The 19082-nt window shown below is 74.0% G+C and carries 17 protein-coding genes; 6 read left to right on the top strand and 11 right to left on the bottom strand.

Annotated features, from left to right (window positions below; translation table 11 throughout):
- Positions 1-33: 33 nt before the first annotated feature.
- Positions 34-1935: an APC family permease gene (locus AC0B61_RS26145; protein WP_471743195.1), complete on the bottom strand. Its 1902-nt coding sequence runs from the start codon at positions 1933-1935 to the stop codon at positions 34-36.
- 407 nt (positions 1936-2342) lie between these two features.
- On the opposite strand from AC0B61_RS26145, the gene AC0B61_RS26140 reads away from it, so the two are divergent.
- The 3 genes from AC0B61_RS26140 (at position 2343) to AC0B61_RS26130 (ending at position 6219) form a co-directional block, all read left to right on the top strand.
- A complete protein-coding gene (locus AC0B61_RS26140) occupies positions 2343-3941 on the top strand; it encodes a N,N-dimethylformamidase beta subunit family domain-containing protein (RefSeq protein ID WP_471743194.1) in 1599 nt (532 codons plus the stop codon).
- Between the two features lie 151 nt (positions 3942-4092).
- Positions 4093-4827, top strand: a complete 735-nt coding sequence (locus tag AC0B61_RS26135; protein WP_471743193.1) for a polyprenol monophosphomannose synthase — start codon at positions 4093-4095, stop codon at positions 4825-4827.
- Positions 4828-4938: 111 nt separating this feature from the next.
- Positions 4939-6219, top strand: coding sequence for an FUSC family protein (locus tag AC0B61_RS26130; RefSeq protein ID WP_471743192.1), 1281 nt, complete (start codon positions 4939-4941; stop codon positions 6217-6219).
- Between the two features lie 86 nt (positions 6220-6305).
- Here the strand turns inward: AC0B61_RS26130 and AC0B61_RS26125 are convergent, their stop codons facing one another.
- The 7 genes from AC0B61_RS26125 to AC0B61_RS26095 form a co-directional block, all read right to left on the bottom strand.
- Positions 6306-6755 carry an SRPBCC family protein gene (locus AC0B61_RS26125; protein WP_471743191.1) on the bottom strand — a complete coding sequence of 150 codons (450 nt, stop codon included), beginning with the start codon at positions 6753-6755 and terminating at the stop codon, positions 6306-6308.
- A 4-nt stretch (positions 6756-6759) separates the two neighbouring features.
- Complete coding sequence (locus tag AC0B61_RS26120; protein ID WP_471743190.1) at positions 6760-7233, bottom strand: VOC family protein; 474 nt, start codon at positions 7231-7233, stop codon at positions 6760-6762.
- A 93-nt stretch (positions 7234-7326) separates the two neighbouring features.
- The gene (locus tag AC0B61_RS26115; RefSeq protein ID WP_471743189.1) at positions 7327-9318 is read right to left on the bottom strand and encodes a phosphocholine-specific phospholipase C; all 1992 of its coding nucleotides are present in this window, start codon (positions 9316-9318) and stop codon (positions 7327-7329) included.
- Between the two features lie 29 nt (positions 9319-9347).
- Positions 9348-10784, bottom strand: coding sequence for an endonuclease/exonuclease/phosphatase family protein (locus AC0B61_RS26110; RefSeq protein WP_471743188.1), 1437 nt, complete (start codon positions 10782-10784; stop codon positions 9348-9350).
- 336 nt (positions 10785-11120) lie between these two features.
- Positions 11121-11387, bottom strand: a complete 267-nt coding sequence (locus AC0B61_RS26105) for a metal-sensitive transcriptional regulator (RefSeq protein WP_471743187.1) — start codon at positions 11385-11387, stop codon at positions 11121-11123.
- Between the two features lie 103 nt (positions 11388-11490).
- Positions 11491-11838, bottom strand: a complete 348-nt coding sequence (locus AC0B61_RS26100; RefSeq protein WP_471743186.1) for a PRC-barrel domain-containing protein — start codon at positions 11836-11838, stop codon at positions 11491-11493.
- 235 nt (positions 11839-12073) lie between these two features.
- Positions 12074-12679: a hypothetical protein gene (locus AC0B61_RS26095; RefSeq protein ID WP_471743185.1), complete on the bottom strand. Its 606-nt coding sequence runs from the start codon at positions 12677-12679 to the stop codon at positions 12074-12076.
- 385 nt (positions 12680-13064) lie between these two features.
- On the opposite strand from AC0B61_RS26095, the gene AC0B61_RS26090 reads away from it, so the two are divergent.
- From AC0B61_RS26090 to AC0B61_RS26080, 3 genes are read left to right on the top strand one after another with little or no spacing between them, the layout of a single operon-like run.
- Positions 13065-14189 (top strand): DegT/DnrJ/EryC1/StrS family aminotransferase, encoded by a 1125-nt coding sequence (locus AC0B61_RS26090; protein ID WP_471743184.1) that lies wholly within the window; start codon positions 13065-13067, stop codon positions 14187-14189.
- Between the two features lie 35 nt (positions 14190-14224).
- Entirely contained in the window at positions 14225-15169 is a 945-nt protein-coding gene (locus AC0B61_RS26085) for an NAD-dependent epimerase/dehydratase family protein (RefSeq protein WP_471743183.1), read from the top strand.
- 13 nt (positions 15170-15182) lie between these two features.
- Complete coding sequence (locus tag AC0B61_RS26080; protein ID WP_471743182.1) at positions 15183-16274, top strand: glycosyltransferase family protein; 1092 nt, start codon at positions 15183-15185, stop codon at positions 16272-16274.
- Positions 16275-16306: 32 nt separating this feature from the next.
- Here AC0B61_RS26080 and AC0B61_RS26075 read toward each other — a convergent pair whose 3' ends face one another.
- The 3 genes from AC0B61_RS26075 to AC0B61_RS26065 form a co-directional block, all read right to left on the bottom strand.
- Entirely contained in the window at positions 16307-17065 is a 759-nt protein-coding gene (locus tag AC0B61_RS26075; RefSeq protein ID WP_471743181.1) for a polysaccharide deacetylase family protein, read from the bottom strand.
- A 7-nt stretch (positions 17066-17072) separates the two neighbouring features.
- A complete protein-coding gene (locus tag AC0B61_RS26070; protein ID WP_471743180.1) occupies positions 17073-17873 on the bottom strand; it encodes an SDR family NAD(P)-dependent oxidoreductase in 801 nt (266 codons plus the stop codon).
- Positions 17874-17951: 78 nt separating this feature from the next.
- Positions 17952-18839, bottom strand: coding sequence for a DMT family transporter (locus tag AC0B61_RS26065; protein ID WP_471743179.1), 888 nt, complete (start codon positions 18837-18839; stop codon positions 17952-17954).
- Positions 18840-19082: the final 243 nt, after the last annotated feature.

Raw genomic sequence — 19082 nt, 5'->3', positions numbered from 1 at the left:
GGGCCGTTCAGCCCGCGTACACGGCCGGGCCGTTCAGCCGACGTGCACGGCCGGGCGGCGCGCGCGGTCCGGCTCGGCCTCGCGCAGCACCTCACGGGTGACGGGCGCGATCTCGCCCTGCCCGAACAGGAAGAACCGCAGGAACTGGGCGAACGGGTTGCCCTCGGTCCACTCGAAGTAGATGTGCGGCTGCTGCCCGGTGAGGTCGCGCACCTCCAGCAGCAGGGCGGCCAGCGCGTTGGGCACGCTGGAGCTCTCCAGGGACAGCACCCGGTACCGCTCGTGCAGCACCTCGCCGCGCACGGTCAGGACGGCCTCGAAGTCGGACGGGTCGCGCACGGTGACCTCGACGAAGACCAGGTCGTCCTCGGCCGGGATGTCGTTGTCCCGGCGGATCTGGTGGATCTTGTCGCGGTACTCGGCGAGGTCCCGGCTGTTCGGCTCGTTGGCGATCAGCCGCAGCGGGCGGTGCGTGTAGTCCCGGACGAAGCGCTCCGCGACGTGGTCCAGCACGACGTCCGTGACGCGCAGCTCGAAGGCGCGCTTGAGCCGGGAGAGGAAGGAGACCAGCATGATGCCCGCGATGAAGCAGGCGCCGATCTTGACGCCGTCCGGCCGCTCGGCGATGTTCACCGCCGTGGTGTAGAGGAACACCGCGGCGATCACCGCGAAGCCGGCCCGCCAGCGGCGCTGCCCGGCCTTGTGGGCGGCGATGGTGACGGCGATCGCGGCGGAGCTGATCAGCACCAGCACGCCGGTGGCGTACGCGCCGCCCTGGGCGTCGACGTTGGCGTCGAAGATCCAGGTGACCAGGAAGGCGATCAGGGTGAGCACGACGACGGTCGGCCGCACGGCGCGGGCCCAGTGCGGGGCCATGCCGTAGCGGGGCAGGTAGCGCGGCATCAGGTTGAGCAGGCCGGCCATCGCGGAGGCGCCGGCGAACCAGAGGATGGCGATCGTGGACAGGTCGTAGACGCTGCCGAAGGAGCTCCCCAGGTTCTGGTGGGCGAGGTAGGCCAGGGCCCGCCCGTTGGCCTCGCCGCCCTTCTTGAAGGCGTCGGCCGGGATGAGCAGGGTGGTGAGGAAACTGGTGGCGATCAGGAAGCAGCTCATGATCGCGGCGGCGGTGGTGAGCAGCTTGCGGGCACCGCGGATCCGGCCGGTGGGCTTCTCCTCGGTGTCGTCCGGATCGCCCTCGATGTGCGGCATGACGGCGACGCCGGTCTCGAAGCCGGACAGGCCGAGCGCCAGCTTCGGGAAGACGATCAGCGCGACGCCGATCATCGCGATCACGTTGCCGTGCTCGGTGGTCAGCGCGTCCGTCCAGTCGCTGACCACGTGCGGCGCCTTGAGCACGTGCCAGAAGCCGTTGACCACCACCACGACGTTGAGCGCGAGGTACACCCCGACCAGCACCACGGAGATGCCGATCGCCTCGCTGAAGCCCTTGAGGAAGACGGCTCCGAGCAGGGCGATCAGGATCAGGGTCAGCATCACCTCCTTGCCGGCCAGCGCGCTGTGCACGTTCGGGTTCTCGACGAGGTGGGCGCTCGCGTCGGCGGCGGACAGGGTGATGGTGATCATGAAGTCGGTGGCCGCGAAGCCGAGCAGGGTCAGCACGAAGAGCTTGCCCTGCCAGAACGACAGCAGCCGCTCCAGCATCGCGATCGAGCCCTGGCCGTGCGGGCTCTCCTGGGCGACCCGCCGGTAGACGGGGAGCGCGCCGCACAGGGTCACGACCACCAGCACGATGGTCGCCAGCGGCGAGACCAGACCGGCGGCGAGGGCGGCGATGCCCGGCTGGTAGCCGAGGGTGGAGAAGTAGTCGAGGCCGGTCAGGCACATGACCCGCCACCAGCGGCGGCCCTTCTCGGCCGGTGCCTCGGCGTGCGGCCCGGGGTGCTGCTTGGCCCGGTCCGCCAGGCCTTCCAGCATCCACTCCCGCAACCGCTCGCCCCTGGTCCGGGGCGCTGCCCCCGGTTCGGCCGAACCCGACGAGACCACGTACACCCCTGTCCACGACTCGGCCGGCCGCGTGCGGTTCCCGACCCCCTGCGGCCCGCCGGACGGCGGGCCCGGTCAGGCTAGGTGACCGGGCCACCGCCGCCCCGCAACCGCGCGGGGGAACACGCCGGGGTGCGCCCGGACGGCTCTCCCGGGTGGCGGGCGGCGTCCGGTCGCGCCCCGGCGGCCCGGCGCGTTGGGCCGCGCGCCACCCCCGAAAGAGGCGAGGATGTCCGCGCGCATTGACGCAGCAGGTTGACGCACGGAGCCCGGGCACAGCACGGCGCACGGGCACAGCACGGGCACAGCAGCACGGACCACACACGAGGGAGACCACGGTGACGGAACCGAGCCGGCGGGGGATTCTGGGCCTGGGCCTGATGGCGGCCGCCGTCACCTCCTGCGGAGCCCGTCACCCCGGGGCGGCCCCCGCCCCGCACCCGTCCGACGGCAGGCCCGCCGACGCCGGCACCGGCGGCCCCGGTACGGACGGCCCCGCCTCCGCCCCGCACGCCGCCGGGACGAACGGCCCGGCGAGCGAACAGTCCCTCCCCGGCACGCCCGGCTGGGAGATCACCGACCCCGGCCCGGACGCCGCCATCGAGGGCTTCGCCGACCGGGTCAGCGTCCTGCCCGGCGAGTCCTTCGGCCTGCACGTCTCCACCCCCGCCGCCGCCTTCACCGTCTCCGCCTACCGGATGGGCTGGTACGACGGCGCCCGCGCCCGCCTGGTCTGGCGCCGCGAGCACGTCCCCGGCGGCAAGCAGTCCGCCCCGCACGTCGACCCCGCGACCCGCACCGTGCTGACCGGCTGGCAGCGCACCCTCGCCGTGGACACCGCCGGCTGGCCCGAGGGCGCCTACCTGCTGCGCATGGACGCCGAGGACGGCTCCGGCCGCCGGTACGTCCCGCTGACCGTCCGCTCGGCCGTCACCACCGGGAAGACCGTCGTCATGAGCGCCCCGGCGACCTGGCAGGCCTACAACGAGTGGGGCGGCTACAGCCTCTACAACGGCCCGACCGGCGGCCTGGCCACCCGCTCGCTGCAGGTCGTCTTCGACCGGCCGTACGACTACGACCACGGCGCCGGGCTGTTCCTGGTCTACGAGGCCCCGCTGATCGCGCTCGCCGAACGGCTCGGCCTGCCGCTCGCCTACACCACCGGCATCGACGTGGCCCGCGAACCCGGGCTGTTGAACGGCGCGACCACCGTCGTGTCGCTGGGCCACGACGAGTACTGGTCCCCCGAGCAGCGCGCCCACGTGGTCGCGGCCCGCGACACCGGGACCAACCTGGCGATCCTCGGCGCCAACTGCTGCTTCCGCCGGGTCCGCTTCGAGCCGACCGCCCTCGGCCCGGAGCGCACGGTGGTCTGCTACAAGGCCGCCTGGGCGCAGGACCCGGGCTACCGGGCGGGAGCCCCGGCGACCACCGACTTCCGGGCCGGCCCGGGCGCCGACCCGGAGAGCTCGATGCTCGGCGTGATCTACGACGGCTACCCGGTGGACGCCCCGTACGTGGTCTCCTCGCCCGGGCACTGGGCCTTCGAGGGGACGGGCGTCGCGGCGGGCGCGTCCTTCCCGCACCTGGTCGGCGTCGAGTACGACCGGGTGGACACCGCCTTCCCCACCCCGCGCCCGATCGAGGTGATCGCCCACTCCCCCGTGGTCTGCGAGGGCCGCCGCTCCTACTCCGACACCGCCTACTACACCGTGCCGGGCGGGGCCGGGGTCTTCGCCAGCGGCACGATGCGGTGGGTGGAGACCCTGGACGCCCACGGCCCCGGCGGCGGCAAGGCCGACCACGGCATCGACACGCAGGCCGGGGACCTGGTCCGCAAGGTCACCGAGAACGTCCTGCGCACCTTCGCCGCCGGCCCGGCCGCCCGCACCCACCCCGCCCAGGACAACCTGGCGGCCGTCTACGGCACGGCGTAGCGGGGCAGCGGGCCTCCCGATCCGGCGCCCCGGGAGGGGAGCAGGCCGGCGCCCCCGGTAGACTCACCCGGTCCAACCAGCTCAGGTCGTCCAGGCAAACCGACCGGTGTGGCACCGCTGCCGACCGGCGAGGGCACGAGGGAAACAGAACATGGTCGAGGCCTCCCCCAAGGTCGTTGTGGTCGTCCCCACGTACAACGAGCGGGAGAACCTCCCGGTCCTCGCGGACCTGCTCGGGCAGCTCGACGTACCGAACCTGCACCTGCTGGTGGTCGACGACAACTCCCCCGACGGCACCGGCGAGATCGCCGACAAGCTCGCCGCGGACTCCGGCGGCACCGTCGGCGTGCTGCACCGCACCGAGAAGGACGGCCTCGGCCGCGCCTACCTGGCCGGCCTGGGCCGCGCCCTGGACGAGGGCGCCGACGTCGTGGTGCAGATGGACGCCGACCTCTCGCACCCGGCCTCGGCGATACCCGAGATGGTGCGGACCCTGCTCGCCGACGACACCGCCGTGGTGCTCGGCTCCCGCTACGTCACCGGCGGCTCGACCGCCGCCGAGTGGCCCTGGCACCGCAAGGCCCTGTCCGCCTGGGCCAACCTCTACGTCAACACCATCCTCGGCCTGGGCGTCAAGGACGCCACCGCCGGGTTCAAGGCCTGGCGGGCGAGCGCCCTGCGCGCCATCGACCTGCCGACGGTGCGGAGCAACGGGTACTCGTTCCAGGTCGAGATGAACTACCGGGTCGTGAAGCGGGGCATGACGATCCGGGAGGTGCCGATCCGCTTCGAGGAGCGGATCGAGGGCGCCTCGAAGATGAGCGTCGGGGTGCAGGTCGAGTCCGCGCTGGCGCCCTGGAAGCTGCGCTTCAACCGCGACAGCTGACGACCGGTGGCGGCCGAAACCGGCCGCCACCTCGGGGTTCTGCGGGGTCATACGGGTGCCGGACGGCCCGGGGGACGGTGTGAAGGGCGGCAGCGGGGAAAGAAGGGCGACATGGCCCTTCTCCCGGAGACACTCACGGCGCTGATCCGCCGCAACGCCCGAGAACCCTTCGTCGTCCAGACCGTCCGGGCCACCGTCGCCGCCACCATCGCCTTCGCGGTCGCGACCCGGCTCAGCAGCGAGCCCGCCCCGCTGACGGCACCGCTGACCGCGCTGCTGGTCGTCCAGGTCACCGTCTACTCGACGCTCAAGACCAGCATCCGCCGGGTCAACTCGGTGGTGGTCGGGGTGCTGATCGCGATCGGGTTCAGCGCCGTGGTGGGGCTCTCCTGGTGGAGCCTCGGGCTGATCATCCTGGCCTCCCTGGTCGTCGGCCGGTTCGTCCGGGTCGAGGAGTTCGTCCAGGAGGTCGCGATCAGCGCGATGCTGATCCTGGGCGTCACCAAGCTGGCCTCGCAGGCCTGGGACCGGGTGCTGGAGACCCTCATCGGCGCCGCCGTCGGGCTGCTGTTCAACCTGCTGTTCGCACCGCCGGTCTGGGTGGACACCGCCGGGGAGTCGATCGAGGACCTCTCCCGGCGGGCCCGTCAACTGCTGCTCGACATCTCCGAGGAGCTGGGCCGGCCCATCCCGGTCGCCCGGGCCGCCGAGCGGCTGCACGAGGCGCGCCGGCTCGACCACGCGATCGCCGAGGTGGACGCGGCACTGCGGCAGGCCGAGGACAGCCTGCGGTTCAACCCGCGGATCAGCGAGGGGCTGCTGTCCCGGCTGGTGCTGCGCACCGGGCTCGACACCCTGGAGATCTGCGTCGTCGTGATCCGGGTGCTGGCCCGGTCGCTGACCGACCTGGCCAAGCGGCGCGCACCCGGCGAGCGGCTCCTCCCGCCGGACGTCGCGGTGGCCCTGGAGGAACTGCTGGACCACGTCGGTGGGGCGATGGTGAGCTTCGCGGTCCTGGTGTCCACCCAGGTGAGCCGCAGCGCCGAGGAGGCGGAGACCAGGCTGACCTCCGAGCTGGCAGCGGCCTGGACCTGCCGGGAGAACGTCGCCCAGGAGCTGCTGCGCACGGTCCAGGAGCACCCGGAGGCCTGGCAGCTGCACGGTTCGATCCTGGCCGAGGTGGACCGGATCCTGGACGAGCTGGACCTGGAGCACCGCAGCCGGCGGCTGATGGAGGAGCTGGACCGGGCCTCGGTGGACAACCGGGAGCGGTTCGCCCGCTTCGCCGGGCTGCGCCGCTTCCTGCGCGGCGAGCGGGGCCGGGGACGGGACCGGGGACACGGGCGCGGGCAGGAAACGACGGAGCGCCCGGCGGCGAAGGCCGGGCGCTGATCCGGTCAGCATCGGGTGGTCGGGGTCTGGAGGGACTCAGCGGTTCAGGGCCTCGCGGGCCGTCGGGCGCTCAGCGCATCGGGGCGTCACGGCATCAGCCAGGGCTGCTGTGGGAGCGGGTGGCCGGTCTCCAGGTAGGTCTTGAGGTTGGAGAGCACCGCCGCCCAGCCCTGCTCGGCGTTCGCGCGCTCGGCTTCGTCGGCGAGGTCCTCGTGCGTGACGGTGAGCCGGGTGAGGTCCTGCCAGCTCTGGATCTCGAAGGTGACCCGGGAGGGCCCGCCCGGGCGCTGCTCCCGCGGTTCGGCCCAGCTGGTGACCAGCCGGTGCGGGCGGTCGGCGGCCTCTACGGTGCCGATGACGTCGGCCGTGTCGGAGTGGTCGGTGCGCCGGTGCTCCCAGGGCGCGCCGGGCAGCCAGGTCGACACGTTGCGGTGGCCCCAGTAGAGGGCGGACTCGTCGGCGTTGGTGAGGGCGTGCCAGACCCGCTCGGGGGTGGCCCGCAGGTAGAGGATCGTGCGGTGGGTGCAGGCGGTCACGGCGTCAGCCCCGGGCCGCGTCGAGCAGCGGCTGGATGTCGAGCTTCCGCATCCGCAGCATGGTCGCCATCACGCGGTCGGCCTTGGCCCGGTCCTCGCCGCCGATCAGGTCGAGCAGGATGCGCGGCGTGATCTGCCAGGAGAGGCCGAAGCGGTCCTTGAGCCAGCCACACGGGCCCTCCTGGCCGCCGTCGGCGGTCAGCTTGGCCCAGAGCTCGTCGATCTCCCGCTGGTCGTCGCACTCCACCTGCAGCGAGATCGCCTCGGTGAACGTGAACTCGGGGCCGCCGTTGAGCGCCACGTACTCCCGGCCGGCGAGTTCGAAGTCGACGGTCATGACCGAGCCGGCCACGCCGGGGCCGGCCTCGCCGTAGCGGGTGACGCGCGTGATGCGGGAGTCGGGGAACAGGGAGGTGTAGAAGGTGGCGGCCTCTTCGGCCCGGTCGTCGAACCAGAGGAAGGTGCTGATCTTCTGCATGCGCCCGACGGTAGCGGCGGGGTACGACAGGACGGCCGAGCCACGGCCGGGGGTCACCGGTTCGGCGCCCCCGGCCGCGGCCCGGGCCGTGGGTCAGTGCACCCAGCCCGCGTAGCGCTGGACGAAGCGCTGGCCGGTGTGCGCGGTGACGATGACGTCGTAACGGCCCTGCTTGTCCAGCGGCCAGGGCAGGTTGGCCTGTTTGCCGGGCTTGACCCAGACGGTCTGCGCGGTGCCCGCGAAGTCGTTGGGCGCGGCGGTGAAGGCCACGTCGGTCATCCCGTCGTTGGCGAGCTGGAGCCTGAACCTGCCGTTGCCGCGCAGGTCGGCGGTGACGATCGGCACGCCGATGTCGTTCTGGCCGTCCGGCCCGTCGCGGACCACGGTGCCGGCGAAGCGGCGGACGAAGCCGTCGGGGCCGTGGACGGTGAAGTCGTAGCGGCCGTCGGTGGTGGCCGCGTCCCAGACGTACCGGGCGGTGGCGCCGGGGGCGACGGTGTACGGGGTGCCCGCGAAGGGGAGCACGATGTTCGGGTAGACGGTGTACGGGAACGCGACCGAGCCGTCGTTGCTCATCGTGCAGGTGACCTTGCCGGTCGTCCGGTCCACCTCGACGTCGGCCCACGGCTGGTAGGGCAGCGGGCGGTGCGGGCGCTCGCCGCGCTCCTGGACGGGCATCGACTGGGCGCCGACGGCCGGCAGGGCGACGCCGGGCAGCTTGGCGCCCGCGTCGGCCCTGGCCATCAGGGCCTTGGTGTCGGGCAGCGCCGGGACGGAGTGCTCCGGGGCGGCGAAGTCGAAGCAGCTGGTGAGGTCGCCGCAGACGGACCGGCGCCAGGCCGAGATGTTGGGCTCGGCCACGCCGGTGACCAGCTCCAGGAAGCGCAGCACCGAAGTGTGGTCGAAGACCTGGGAGTTGACCCAACCTCCGCGCGACCAGGGCGAGATGACCCACAGCGGGACGCGGTTGCCGAGGCCGATGGGCCGCCCCTGGGTGAACTCCTCGGGAGTGCCGGGTTCGGGGGTGGGCGGGACCATGTGGTCGAAGTAGCCGTCGTTCTCGTCGTACATGACCAGGAAGACGGTGTGCCGCCAGACGTCCGGGTTGGCCGTCAGCGACCGCAGCGCCTGGTCGACCCAGTGCGCGCCGTAGGCCGGGCCGGCCTCCGGGTGTTCGGAGAACAGGTAGGGCGCGACCAGCCAGGAGACGGTCGGCAGGGTGCCGTCCTTGCAGTGCCGGTCGAAGTCGGCCGGGTCGAACTTCGTCATCGCGTTGACGTACCGCGGGTCGTCGTGCGGGAAGGCGTGGAACTGTTTGAAGTAGGAGAGCGCGTTGTCGTCGTAGTCGCCGGTGCGCTCGTCCTTGCTGGGGTTGTGGTAGACCCGCCAGCTGGCGCCGGCCGCCTCCAGGCGCTCGGCGTAGGTGGTCCAGTCGGCGACGGGGTTGTCGGTGACCGGGGTGTTGTCGATCCAGGGGCCGGTGGTGCCGTCGCGGCCGGGGCCGGCGGTGCCGGTCCACAGGTACAGGCGGTTGGGGTCGGTGGGGCCGGCGAGGGAGGTGAAATAGGCGTCGCAGAGGGTGAACGCGTCGGCGAGGGCGTACTGGTAGGGGATGTCGTCCCGGGAGAAGTAGCCCATGGTGCGCTCGCCCTTGGCGGCGATCCACTTGTTCATCGCGCCGTTGTTGATGGCCTGGTGGCCCGTGGCCCAGTCGTGGGCGAGGCCGCCGGCGTTCTGCGCGTTGTACTTGGCGGTGTCCATCCGGTACGGCAGCATCGCCCCGCCGTCGCTGCGGCGGCTGTCGGGCTGGCGGAAGACGTCGGTGCCGTCCGGGAACTGCAGCGCCTGCTTGTCCCCGAAGCCGCGGACGCCGGCGAGGGTGCCGAAGTAGTGGTCGAAGGAACGGTTCTCCTGCATCAGGACGACGACGTGCCTGACGTCCTTGACGGTCCCGGTGAGCCGGTCGGAACCGGTGGGGGCGGCGGTGGGGGCGGCCTCGGCCGGGGCGGCCGCCAGACCGGTCAGGGCGGTGGCGCCGACGGCCGCGGAGGCGCCGACGAAGGTGCGGCGGGAGAGTTCGGGCATGACGGACTGGCCTCTCGGAGCTGTGGGTCTCAGAGCTGGAAGGTGGCGACGGCGGCGGCGGTGTCGGAGGGCCACTCGTTGCCGGCCGCGTTCGGCTCGGGCTGCGGCCGGCCGGTGACCAGGGTGTGCGCCTCGACCAGCTTCAGCGCGCCGGCGTACAGGACGTAGTCGGTGCGGTCCTGCGGCTCGGGCCGGTCGCCGCGCCGCTTGCGGGTGGGCGACCAGGTGACGCCCGGGGCCTTGGCCGGGTCGCGGTTCTCCTCGCGGAAGGCGTCGGTCAGTCCGGCGGCCTGCAGCGCCACGGTGACCGGCCAGGCGAGCGGGCCGACCCCGCCGTGGGCGGCGGCGGTGGCGGCCGTCCAGTCCAGGTGGGAGGGCGAGGACAGCGCACCGGCCAGCACGACCGGGACGCGCCGGGCGGTGTCCGCGCGCACGGCGGCGGCGAGTGCCTCGGCCTGCCGCAGCCGGAGCGAGCCGTGCTCGGCGGCCTCGGTCTGCGCGGCGGAGCTGCCGTCCTGGACGGCGTACGGCCCGTAGCCCGCCTCGTCCAGGTGCGCCGCCCAGAAGCGGACGCTGCGGCCGCCGGGCAGGTGGAGCGTCGCCGCGGCGGCGGGCAGCTCGGCGGTCGGCGGGGTGCCGTCGGTGAGCGGGTGGCGGCTGAGGATGCCCACGCTGCCCGGGCTCTGGTAGGCGTACCAGCCGAGGGCGTCCGCCAGGGCCGTGGCCCGCTCCCCCGCCGTCTCCTGGAGAGCGAGCACGTCCAGGCCCTGGGCGAGGACCACGCGCAGCTGCTTCTCCAGCGCGTCGGTGGCGGCCGCGCCCCCGTCGTGCAGGTTCCAGCCGGCGACCTTGAGGCGGGGCGGGGCGACCGGGTCGACGACGGGGACCAGGACGGTGACGGTGTCGGTCGCGCCTGCGCTGTCCTTGACGCCGACGACGACCAGCTCCGGGTCCTTCCCCGGGGTGGCGGGGGCCGTACCGGTGAGCGTGCCGTCCGCGCCGACCGAGGCCCAGGCCGGGCCGCTGACCTTGCGGAAGGTGGCGGAGCCGGGCGGGTTGCCGGCCGGACGGGACCACAGGCCGCCGAGCTTGACCCGCACGGCGGCGCCCGGGGCGACGGGCGTGGCGGTGAGGGAGTCCACGGCGGCGTGCGGGCGCACGACCGCGGGCTTGGCGCGGAAGCCGAACGGCGCGGTCCGGGCGAGGATGCCGTAGCCGTCCTTGGCGAGCAGGTAGGCGGTGTACGGGCCGCCGGTCAGCGCGGAGGTGTCGAGCTGCACGTCACCGGAGGTCTCCGGGACGTACTTCCACAGGAGCGAGGAGCCGGTGCCGGGCTGCCGGCCGCCGTCGTAGATGCCGACCCAGTTCTTGGCGTCGGGGGCGTCGGTGGTCCAGTGGAAGGTGAGCCGGTCGCCTTCGGTGGGGTCGGTGGAGGAGGTGAGGGTCAGGGCGCTGCCTGCGGCCACGGTTGTCCTGTCCGCCGCCCGGGGCTCGGTCCGCCGGGGGACGGTTCGCCGGGGCCGGGTACGGCTGGTCACGGAGGCTGGAGAACGGGAGGGAGCCGCAGTTGGCTGTACAACTGCGGGCGGACTCATTCATCCGAAGGCCGGCGACCTGCGCGTGAACGACGCATGACGGAGCGTCGGGCGGTTCGGGAACTCCGCGAGCGGGTGGGGCCGGGGCGCGGACGCGGCAGGCATCCGGCACGCCCGCATGCGAGGAGGGCCGCGACGGACGATCCGTCGCGGCCCTCCCGGGTGCGCCTGTCTACCGGGCGCCGGCCGCTCGGCCCGCGCCGCCGGTCAGGCCAGGGCGAGGAACAGCTTCTCCAACTCCGCCTCGCTCATCGGCGGGGCACCTTCGTCGGAAGCGGCCATGCACTGGCGCATGCCACTCGCGACGATCTTGAACCCGGCCCGGTCGAGGGCGCGCGAGACGGCGGCGAGCTGGGTGACCACGTCCCGGCAGTCCCGGCCCGCCTCGATCATCGCGATCACCCCGGCCAACTGGCCCTGGGCCCGGCGCAGTCGGTTCAGGACCGCACCGACCGCCTCCTCGTCCACCTGCACGTCCGGGCCGCCCTTTCCCTCGACTGTCGAGGGGCGAGTGTACCCGGCGGGGTATCCGCTCCCCGGTGGCGAACCACACCCTGCCGCCCCCTCGCGGGCCGTCTCAGCGGCGGGCCAGGCGGCGCTCCCCGCCCGCGCCGGTCGCGTACGGGAACTCGTAGTGCGCGAACACGGCTGCCTCGTCCTCGGCGGGCAGGACGTCGTCCGTGCCGATCGCCGGAGCGTCCTTGACCTGGTTCTTGGAGTACGCCACCCGCACGTAGTCCGGCCCCGCCACCGCACCGTCCAGCGGGACGAACACCAGGCGGCGCCGACCGGCGAAGCCGACCGTCACGGTGGCGAAGAACGGCTCGTCGCTGGCCGTCTCGACGTACACCGACTCCAGCGTGCCGATGCGGTGGCTCTTCTCGTCGACCACGGCGTGGCCGCGCCACTCGCGGATGTCTGCCATTGCGATTCCCACGCCCGGACCTCCCGTCACCGGATGTTCCACTTCCCGGGTGCTCCGCCGCCCGGGTGCACCACCACCCAGGCGCTTCGCCGCCCGGATCTTCCATCCTGCGCCGGGACGGGCCGGGGCGCTCGGCGAGCCCGGGGCCGCAGCCCGACCGGCGAGGAGCCCACCCAGTACCGCGCCGCGGCCGATCGGCTCGACGCGCGCACCCGGAGTGCGGACGCCTCCGACGTCAGAGGCCGACCTGGACCTCGGCGCGGTGGCGGATGTACTCGTCGGGGTGCGCGCGGGCGATCGCGACCGCCTCCTCCACCAGGCCGTGCAGTTCGACCGGGTAGGCGCGCGGCACGAGCGGGAGGCCGGGAAGGATGCAGCGGCGGACGTCCAGGTCCTCGTTGGCGACGAACTCCCGCAGCGCGGTCTCGTACCAGGTGTCCCGGACGCTCGCGCCCTCGTCGGCCGCGGCGCCGTTGCGGCCGTCGCCGACGGACAGGGCCGTCCAGTACCAGGCCCGGGCGGCGCCGGCCCGCTCCGGGTCGGTGCCGGTGCGCAGGTATCCGAGGAGGGCGAGACGGACCCGGCGGTGCCCGAAGGCGAGCAGGGCGGGTTCGACGAAGCGCCGGTTGAAGCTCGGGTTGGGGTCGTGGACCGCCGCCTCCAGCAGTGCCTCGAAGTACTCCTCCGGCAGTTCGGACCGCCCGGCGACCGCCTTGTGGACCTCCCACCGGGCCGTACTCCGGTAGTCGGGCCCGGCTGCGGCCTCGACCCCGAGCAGGCGGAGCAGACGCGCGAGCCTGAGGTCGAACGCCTGCGATTCGTCCGCCGTACGCCCGGGCAACGGCTGGAGAATCCGCCCTCGCCTGCCGTGTCCTTGGTTTCCACGAACACCCTCCTCATTCTGAGTCATCGGCAGACTACTCGCTGATACACCCGTTCGGAGGTCGTTTGGCGAGCGTGACGGGTTGGCAGACGTCATCGCGGGCGCGTTCGGTGTGGGTCGGCGTGTTCGGCGCGTTCCCGCCCGTGCCTCGACGGCCCTGCGGCGGCAACAGGCCTCCCACCTGCGGCGGAAGCAGCCGGGTCACCCGTGCGGGCGGCGACGACGGGCCGTGCCCCGGCCGGGCGAAGTAGCGTGATGTGCCTGACCCGACCGCTTTTCCTGCGGTTCGGGAGGATTCGACCCGATCGGTGCTGCTTCCGCAGCCCGCCGCCGGAGGTGCCCCATGGGCGTTCCAGCCGCCCGCATCGTGTTCGACGAGAGCGACCGCGCGGCCGTCGCCGAGGCGGTGACCGAGATGCTCACCACCGGCGCCCTCACGCTCGGCCCGTGGACCGAGCGCTTCGAGCAGTCCTTCGCCGCCGAGCACGGCGCCTCCCACGCCGTCGCGGTGAGCAGCGGCACGGCGGCGCTGGAGATGATCCTGCGCACCGTCGACGTCCGGGGCCGCGACGTGGTCGTGCCCGCCGTCACCTTCTACGCGACCGCCGGCGCGGTCGTCCACGCGGGCGGGCGCCCGGTGTTCGCCGACGTCGACCCGGCCACCCTCGCACTGTCTCCCGAGACCCTGGCGGCGGCCCTCACACCGGACACCGCCGCCGTCGTCCTGGTGCACATCGGCGGGCTGGTCACCCCGCAGGTCGACGCCCTGCGGGCGCTCTGCGACCAGCGCGGCGTCCCGCTGGTCGAGGACGCGGCGCACGCCCACGGCAGCAGTCTCGACGGCCGGGCCGCCGGGACCTTCGGCCTGGCCGGGGCCTTCTCGTTCTACCCGACCAAGGTCACCACCAGTGGTGAGGGCGGCATGGTCCTCACCGAGTCCCCCGAGCTGCGCGACGAGGCCCGGATCTACCGCGACCAGGGCAAGGGCTCCTTCACCACCAACCACCACGTCCTGCTCGGCTACTCCTGGCGGATGAGCGAGCTCCACGCGGCGGTCGGCGCGGTGCACCTGCGCCGGCTGAAGGAGTTCATCGAGACCCGCCGGGCCGTCGCCCGCCGCTACGACGAGGCGCTGGCCGGGATCGACGGCCTGGAGCCGGTCCTCGAACCGCCCGGCTGCCGCGGCAACTACTACAAGTACGTGGCGCTGCTGCCACCCGGGACGGACCGCGCGGCGTTCAAGCGCGCGGTCGCCGAGGAGTACGGCGTGCGGCTGTCCGGCGAGGTGTACGACCTGCCGCTGCACCTGCAGCCGGTGTTCGCCCCGTACCGGCGCGGGCCGCTGCCGGTGGCCGAGGACGTCTGCGCCCGGCAGGTCTGCCTGCCGGTGCACTCCGACATGACGGAGGACGAGACGGAGCAGGTCGTCGAGGCCGTTTCGACGGTGCACCGGCGGCTGGCCGGATAACCGGGCAGCCGGAAGAGAGCGAAGGGAGCAGGAACGTGCGGATAGCCGTCACCGGGGGGTGCGGATTCATCGGCTCACACGTCGTGGACCATCTGGTCGCGGCCGGCCACGACGTCCTCGCGGTGGACACCACCGACAAGTACCTCAACCCCGACGCCGAGCACGCGCGGATCGACGTCCTCGACCTGAAGGCACTGACCTCCGCACTGGCGGGCAGCGAAGTGGTCTACCACCTCGCCGCGATGGCCGACGTCGAGCAGGTCAGCGCCGACCCGGTCCGCGCCGTGCGGGCCAACATCGACGGCACCGAGGCCGTCCTGGAGGCCGCCCGGCGCAGCGGCCTCAGCCGGACCGTCCTCGCGAGCACCGTCTGGGTCTACGGCGCCGCCCTCGCCGGTGAACAACTCGGCGGCGAGGAACAGGAGTTGGACGAACACGTACCGATCGAGCTGGAACACAGCGGCCATCTGTACGTGGCCACCAAGCTCGCCGCCGAGATGCTGGTGCACAGCTACCGCGAGCTGTACGGGCAGCACTTCACGATCCTTCGCTACGGCATCCCGTACGGCCCCCGGATGCGCGACGAACTCGTCGTCGCCCGGTTCGTCCAGGCCGCGCTGGCCGGACGGCCGATCACCATCGCCGGGGACGGCCGGCAGAGCCGCAACTTCGTCTACGTCGAGGACCTCGCCGACGCCCACGTCCGGGCCCTCTCCCCCGCCGCCGAGGACCAGACCTTCGCCCTGGAGGGCTCGACGGCGGTGTCGGTGCGCGACATCGCCGACACCGTCGACGAGTTGCTCGGGCCCGTCACCATCGAGCACATCGACGGCCGGAAGGCCGACTACGCCGGGCGGCGGATCTCCTCGGCCCAGGCCAAGCGGCTGCTGGGCTGGTCGCCGCGGACCAACTTCGCGGAGGGGGTGCGGCGGTACGCCGACTGGTACCGGGCCGCCACCGCCGCGTCCGCCGCCGGCTGACCGGAGCGCGCGCATGCCGCACGCCCTGCTGGTCTCCGGCTCGCTCGGCCAGGGCCACGACGTGATGGCCCAGGCCTGCGCGGACACCCTGCGGGAACTCGGCTGGACCACCGGCACCGTCGACGCCATGGCCCTGCTCGGGGAGCGCTCGGGCGCGGCCGGGGAGGCGGTCTTCCGCCGGCTGCTCGACCTGCCCGGGGTGTACGACGCCTTCCACTTCTCGGCCCTGCGCCCGGGCGCGCGGATCGCCCGGCTCGCCGACGCGGCCGCCCGGGCCCGGCTCGTCCCGGCCCTGCGGGCGCTGGTCGCGGCGCAGCGGCCGCAGCTGGTGGTCTCGGTGTTCGCCACCGCGACCTCGGCGGTCAACCGGCTGCAGGAGTGGGGGCGGGGACGGGCGTTCCGGCACTTCGTGTTCTGCACGGACGTGACGCCGCATCAGCTCTGGGTGCAGGACGGCACGGACCTGTTCCTGGTCACCTCGGAGGTCGCCGCCTGCGCGGTGCGGCGCTACCGGCCGGACGCCGACATCGCCGTCGTGCCCGCGCCCCTGCGGCAGCCGTTCTACCGGCCGCCGGGGCGGGCCGAGGCGCGCCAGGACCTGGGAGTGCCGGCGGACGCGCCGTGCGTCCTGCTGATGTCGGGCTCCTGGGGGCTCGGACCGCTCGCCCGCACCGCCACCTCGCTCGCCGCCGCCGGGCCGCACGTGCTCGCCGTGGCCGGGCGCAATTGCGAGCTCGAGCGCCGCCTGCGTGCCGCCGCGCGCCGGGAGCCCCGGCTGCACCCCTTCGGCTACACCGACCGGATCCCCGCGCTGATGGCCGCCGCCGACCTGGTCGTCACCACCTCCGGCGACACCTGCAGCGAGGCCCGCGCCCTCGGCCGGCGCCTGCTGCTCCTCGACGTGGTGCAGGGCCACGGGCGTGACAACCTCCAGCACGAGCTCGAACTCGGCTACGCCGACGTCGCCACCGCCCACCCGGACGAGGTCGTCCGCAACGCCCTCGCGGCTCTGAAGCGGCCCTCACCCGCACCGTCCTCCGGTGCCACGCCGGAGGGCTGGCGGACGGGGTTCGGGGAGGCGCTGCGGCGGGTGGGGCTGGGTTAGGGGCGGACTGGCCGCTGCGGATCCGGCCCGGCTCAGGACGGCACCGCGTGGTCGCGGAGGGGGCCGAGGGTCAGGTGGCGGGTGCGGCAGTGGCCGGCGATCAGGGGGAGGGCGGCGAGGGTGGCGCGCCAGGAGCCGGGGGCGGAGGTGCAGTCGGAGTCGTGGAGGAGGAGGGTGGCGCCGGTGGTGAGGCCGGGGCGGGCGGTCGCGTAGACGGAGTCGCCGGTGGCCTGCGCCGTCCAGTCGCGGCCCCAGGCGGTCCACAGCACGCTGCGCAGGTCGAGGCGGCGGGCGGCCAGGGCCGGGCCGGCGGTCAGGACGCCGTACGGGGGGCGGTACCAGAGCGGTCGGGCGCCGCACAGGTCGGTCACGGCCTCGGTGGCGCGGCGCAGCTCGCGCAGGTCGCGGGCGGGGGCCGGGTACCACTGCTGCCGGTGGTGCCAGCCGTGGACGGCGACCTCGTGGCCGCGCCCGACCAGCTCGCGGCCGAGTGCAGGGGCCCGTTCCAGCATCGAGCCGAGCAGGAAGAAGGTGGCGCGGGCGCCGAGTTCGTCCAGTGCGTCCAGGACGTACGGGGTGCTGCGCGGGTCGGGGCCGTCGTCGAAGGTCAGGGCGACGTGGCCGGGCGCGGTGCCGTGCCCGGCGGTGCGGCGGGCCACCGTGCGGCGCAGCGGCGGGAGGCGGACGGCGGCCGGGGCGAGGTGCAGGAACTCCACGGCGACTGCGGCGGCTGCCGTGGCAGTGACGGAAGTGGTGACGGCGGTGGTGACCGTGCTCGTGGCGGGGCCCATTCGGCGCTCACCCGAAGCGCGACGCCATCCGGCGGAACACGCCCGGTGCGACGCCGTGGATGCGGGCCGGGAAGCCGAGCCACTGCGGTACGTAGAGGCGGTCGCGTTCGGTGGTGATGGTCGCGACCACGGTGTCCGCGACCCGCTCCGCCGTGACGGGGCGCGGCCGTTCGCGCTGGTACGGGGTGCCGCGCCGCTCGAAGAACGGGGTGTCCACCGCCCCGGGGAGCACCAGGCGCACCCCCACCCCGGTGCCGCGCAGCTCGTACCAGAGGCTCTCCGCGAACATCGTCAGGCCGCCCTTGGTAGCCGCGTAGCCCGACTCGTCGCGCACGCCGACCTGGCCGGCCATCGAGCCGAGCAGCACGATCCGGCCGCGGCCGCGCTCCAGCATGCCCGGCAGGAGGAGGCGGACCAGCCGCAGCGGAGCGGCGAAGTTGACCTCGATCATCCGGTCCAGGGTGTCGGTGGGGGTCTGCGCGAACGGGCCGCGCCAGCCCAGGCCGGCGCTCGCGACCAGGGCGTCCACCCGGCCGGCCTCGGCCAGGGCGGCGTCGGCGAGGCGGCGCGGGCCGTCCGGTTTGCTCAGGTCCTCGGCGAGGGCGAGGCCCCCGGTGCGGTCGGCGGCCTCGTCGAGGCGGGCGCGGTCGGTGCCGGAGAGCAGGGTGTGCCAGCCGGCCTCGGCCAGGCGGGTCGCGGTGGCGAAGCCGATGCCGGAGGAGGCGCCGGTGATCAGCGCGACGGGACGCCCGGTCGGCTCCGGCCGCCGGGACCGGGAGTGGGGTTCCGATCGGGGTTCCTCCGCCATCGCGCACCTGCCGCTCTGTGGCCGTATTGCCGTCCGATTTGTCCGGCAAGTCACCTTCGCATGACGGAGCTGTCCGGGCTACCGGGGCGGAGCGGCAGCGTCCGCCGTGGCGTCCGGGCGCGCGGCCGACGGGCCGGCCGGCTCGCCCTCCGGTTCGCCGAAGCGGGAGAGCAGGAAGGTGCCGCCCACCGCCACCGCGAAACCCGTCAGCGCACACCACTCGAACCCGGGACGCGCGGCGTCCCCGAGCGCCGCCACCCCGACCAGGGCCGGGCCGAAGGTCTCGGCCACCGTCCCGGCGGCGGTCGCGGCCGTCACCGTGCCGCGCTGCAGGGCGAGGGCGTACGCGAGGTAGCCGCCGAGGCCGCCGGCGGCCAAGGCGTAGGCGGCCGGGTCGGTGAGGATCGCGGCCGGGCCGGACACGTCCAGGACGCGCACGGCGAGGCTGGTCACCCCGAAGCCGACACCGGCGAGCAGGCCCAACCCGGCCGCGGCCGCCGTGCCGTCCCGGCGCACCAGCACGAACGTGGCGAGCAGCATCACGGCGGTGGTGGCGAGCAGCCACCAGTGGAACGCGGCCGGGGCGGAGTTCCGGCCCTCCTTGCCGGAACCGAGCGCGAGCAGGGTCAGGCCGACGACGACCGCGACGATGCCCGCGAGGTCCGCACGGTGGAGGTGCGCGCCCAGCAGCCAGACGGCGGCCAGGGCGGTGACGGCCAGACTGCCGTTGGTGACGGCCTGCACGAGGAAGAGCGGAAGGCTGCGCAGGGCGACGATGCTCAGCACGAAGCCGACGATGTCCAGCAGCGTCCCGGCCACGAACTGCCAGGACCGCACCAGCGCGGCCAGCAGCCCGGCCCGCACCCGGTCGGCACGCGGAGCCGAACGCGCCCCGCGTGCCTGGAAGACCGCCCCGAAGCCGAAGCAGCCGGTCGCGACCAGCGCGGTGGTGAGTCCCAGCAGCATGCGTCTCCCAGCTTCGCGGGGCGGCGTCGGTCCCTCACCAGTCTGTCCCCGGGGTGGCGGGGGCGCACGGGTGGGGAGGAGCCGCTGCGGGCCTGGGCGGGGTGGCGGGGGTGGCCCGTCGGCTCGTCGGCTGGTCGGCTGGTCGGCCCCTAGATGACTGATGCCAAGGGCTCGCCGCCGCGCATGACATGAAGCGAGGGAGTCCAAAGATCGGTTGTGACGCCTGATCTGGACTCCCTCGCG

Source organism: Kitasatospora sp. NPDC023385 (genome assembly GCF_055664045.1).
Note: the sequence above shows the minus strand (reverse complement) of the source record. Positions and strands in the feature narration are given on the sequence as shown.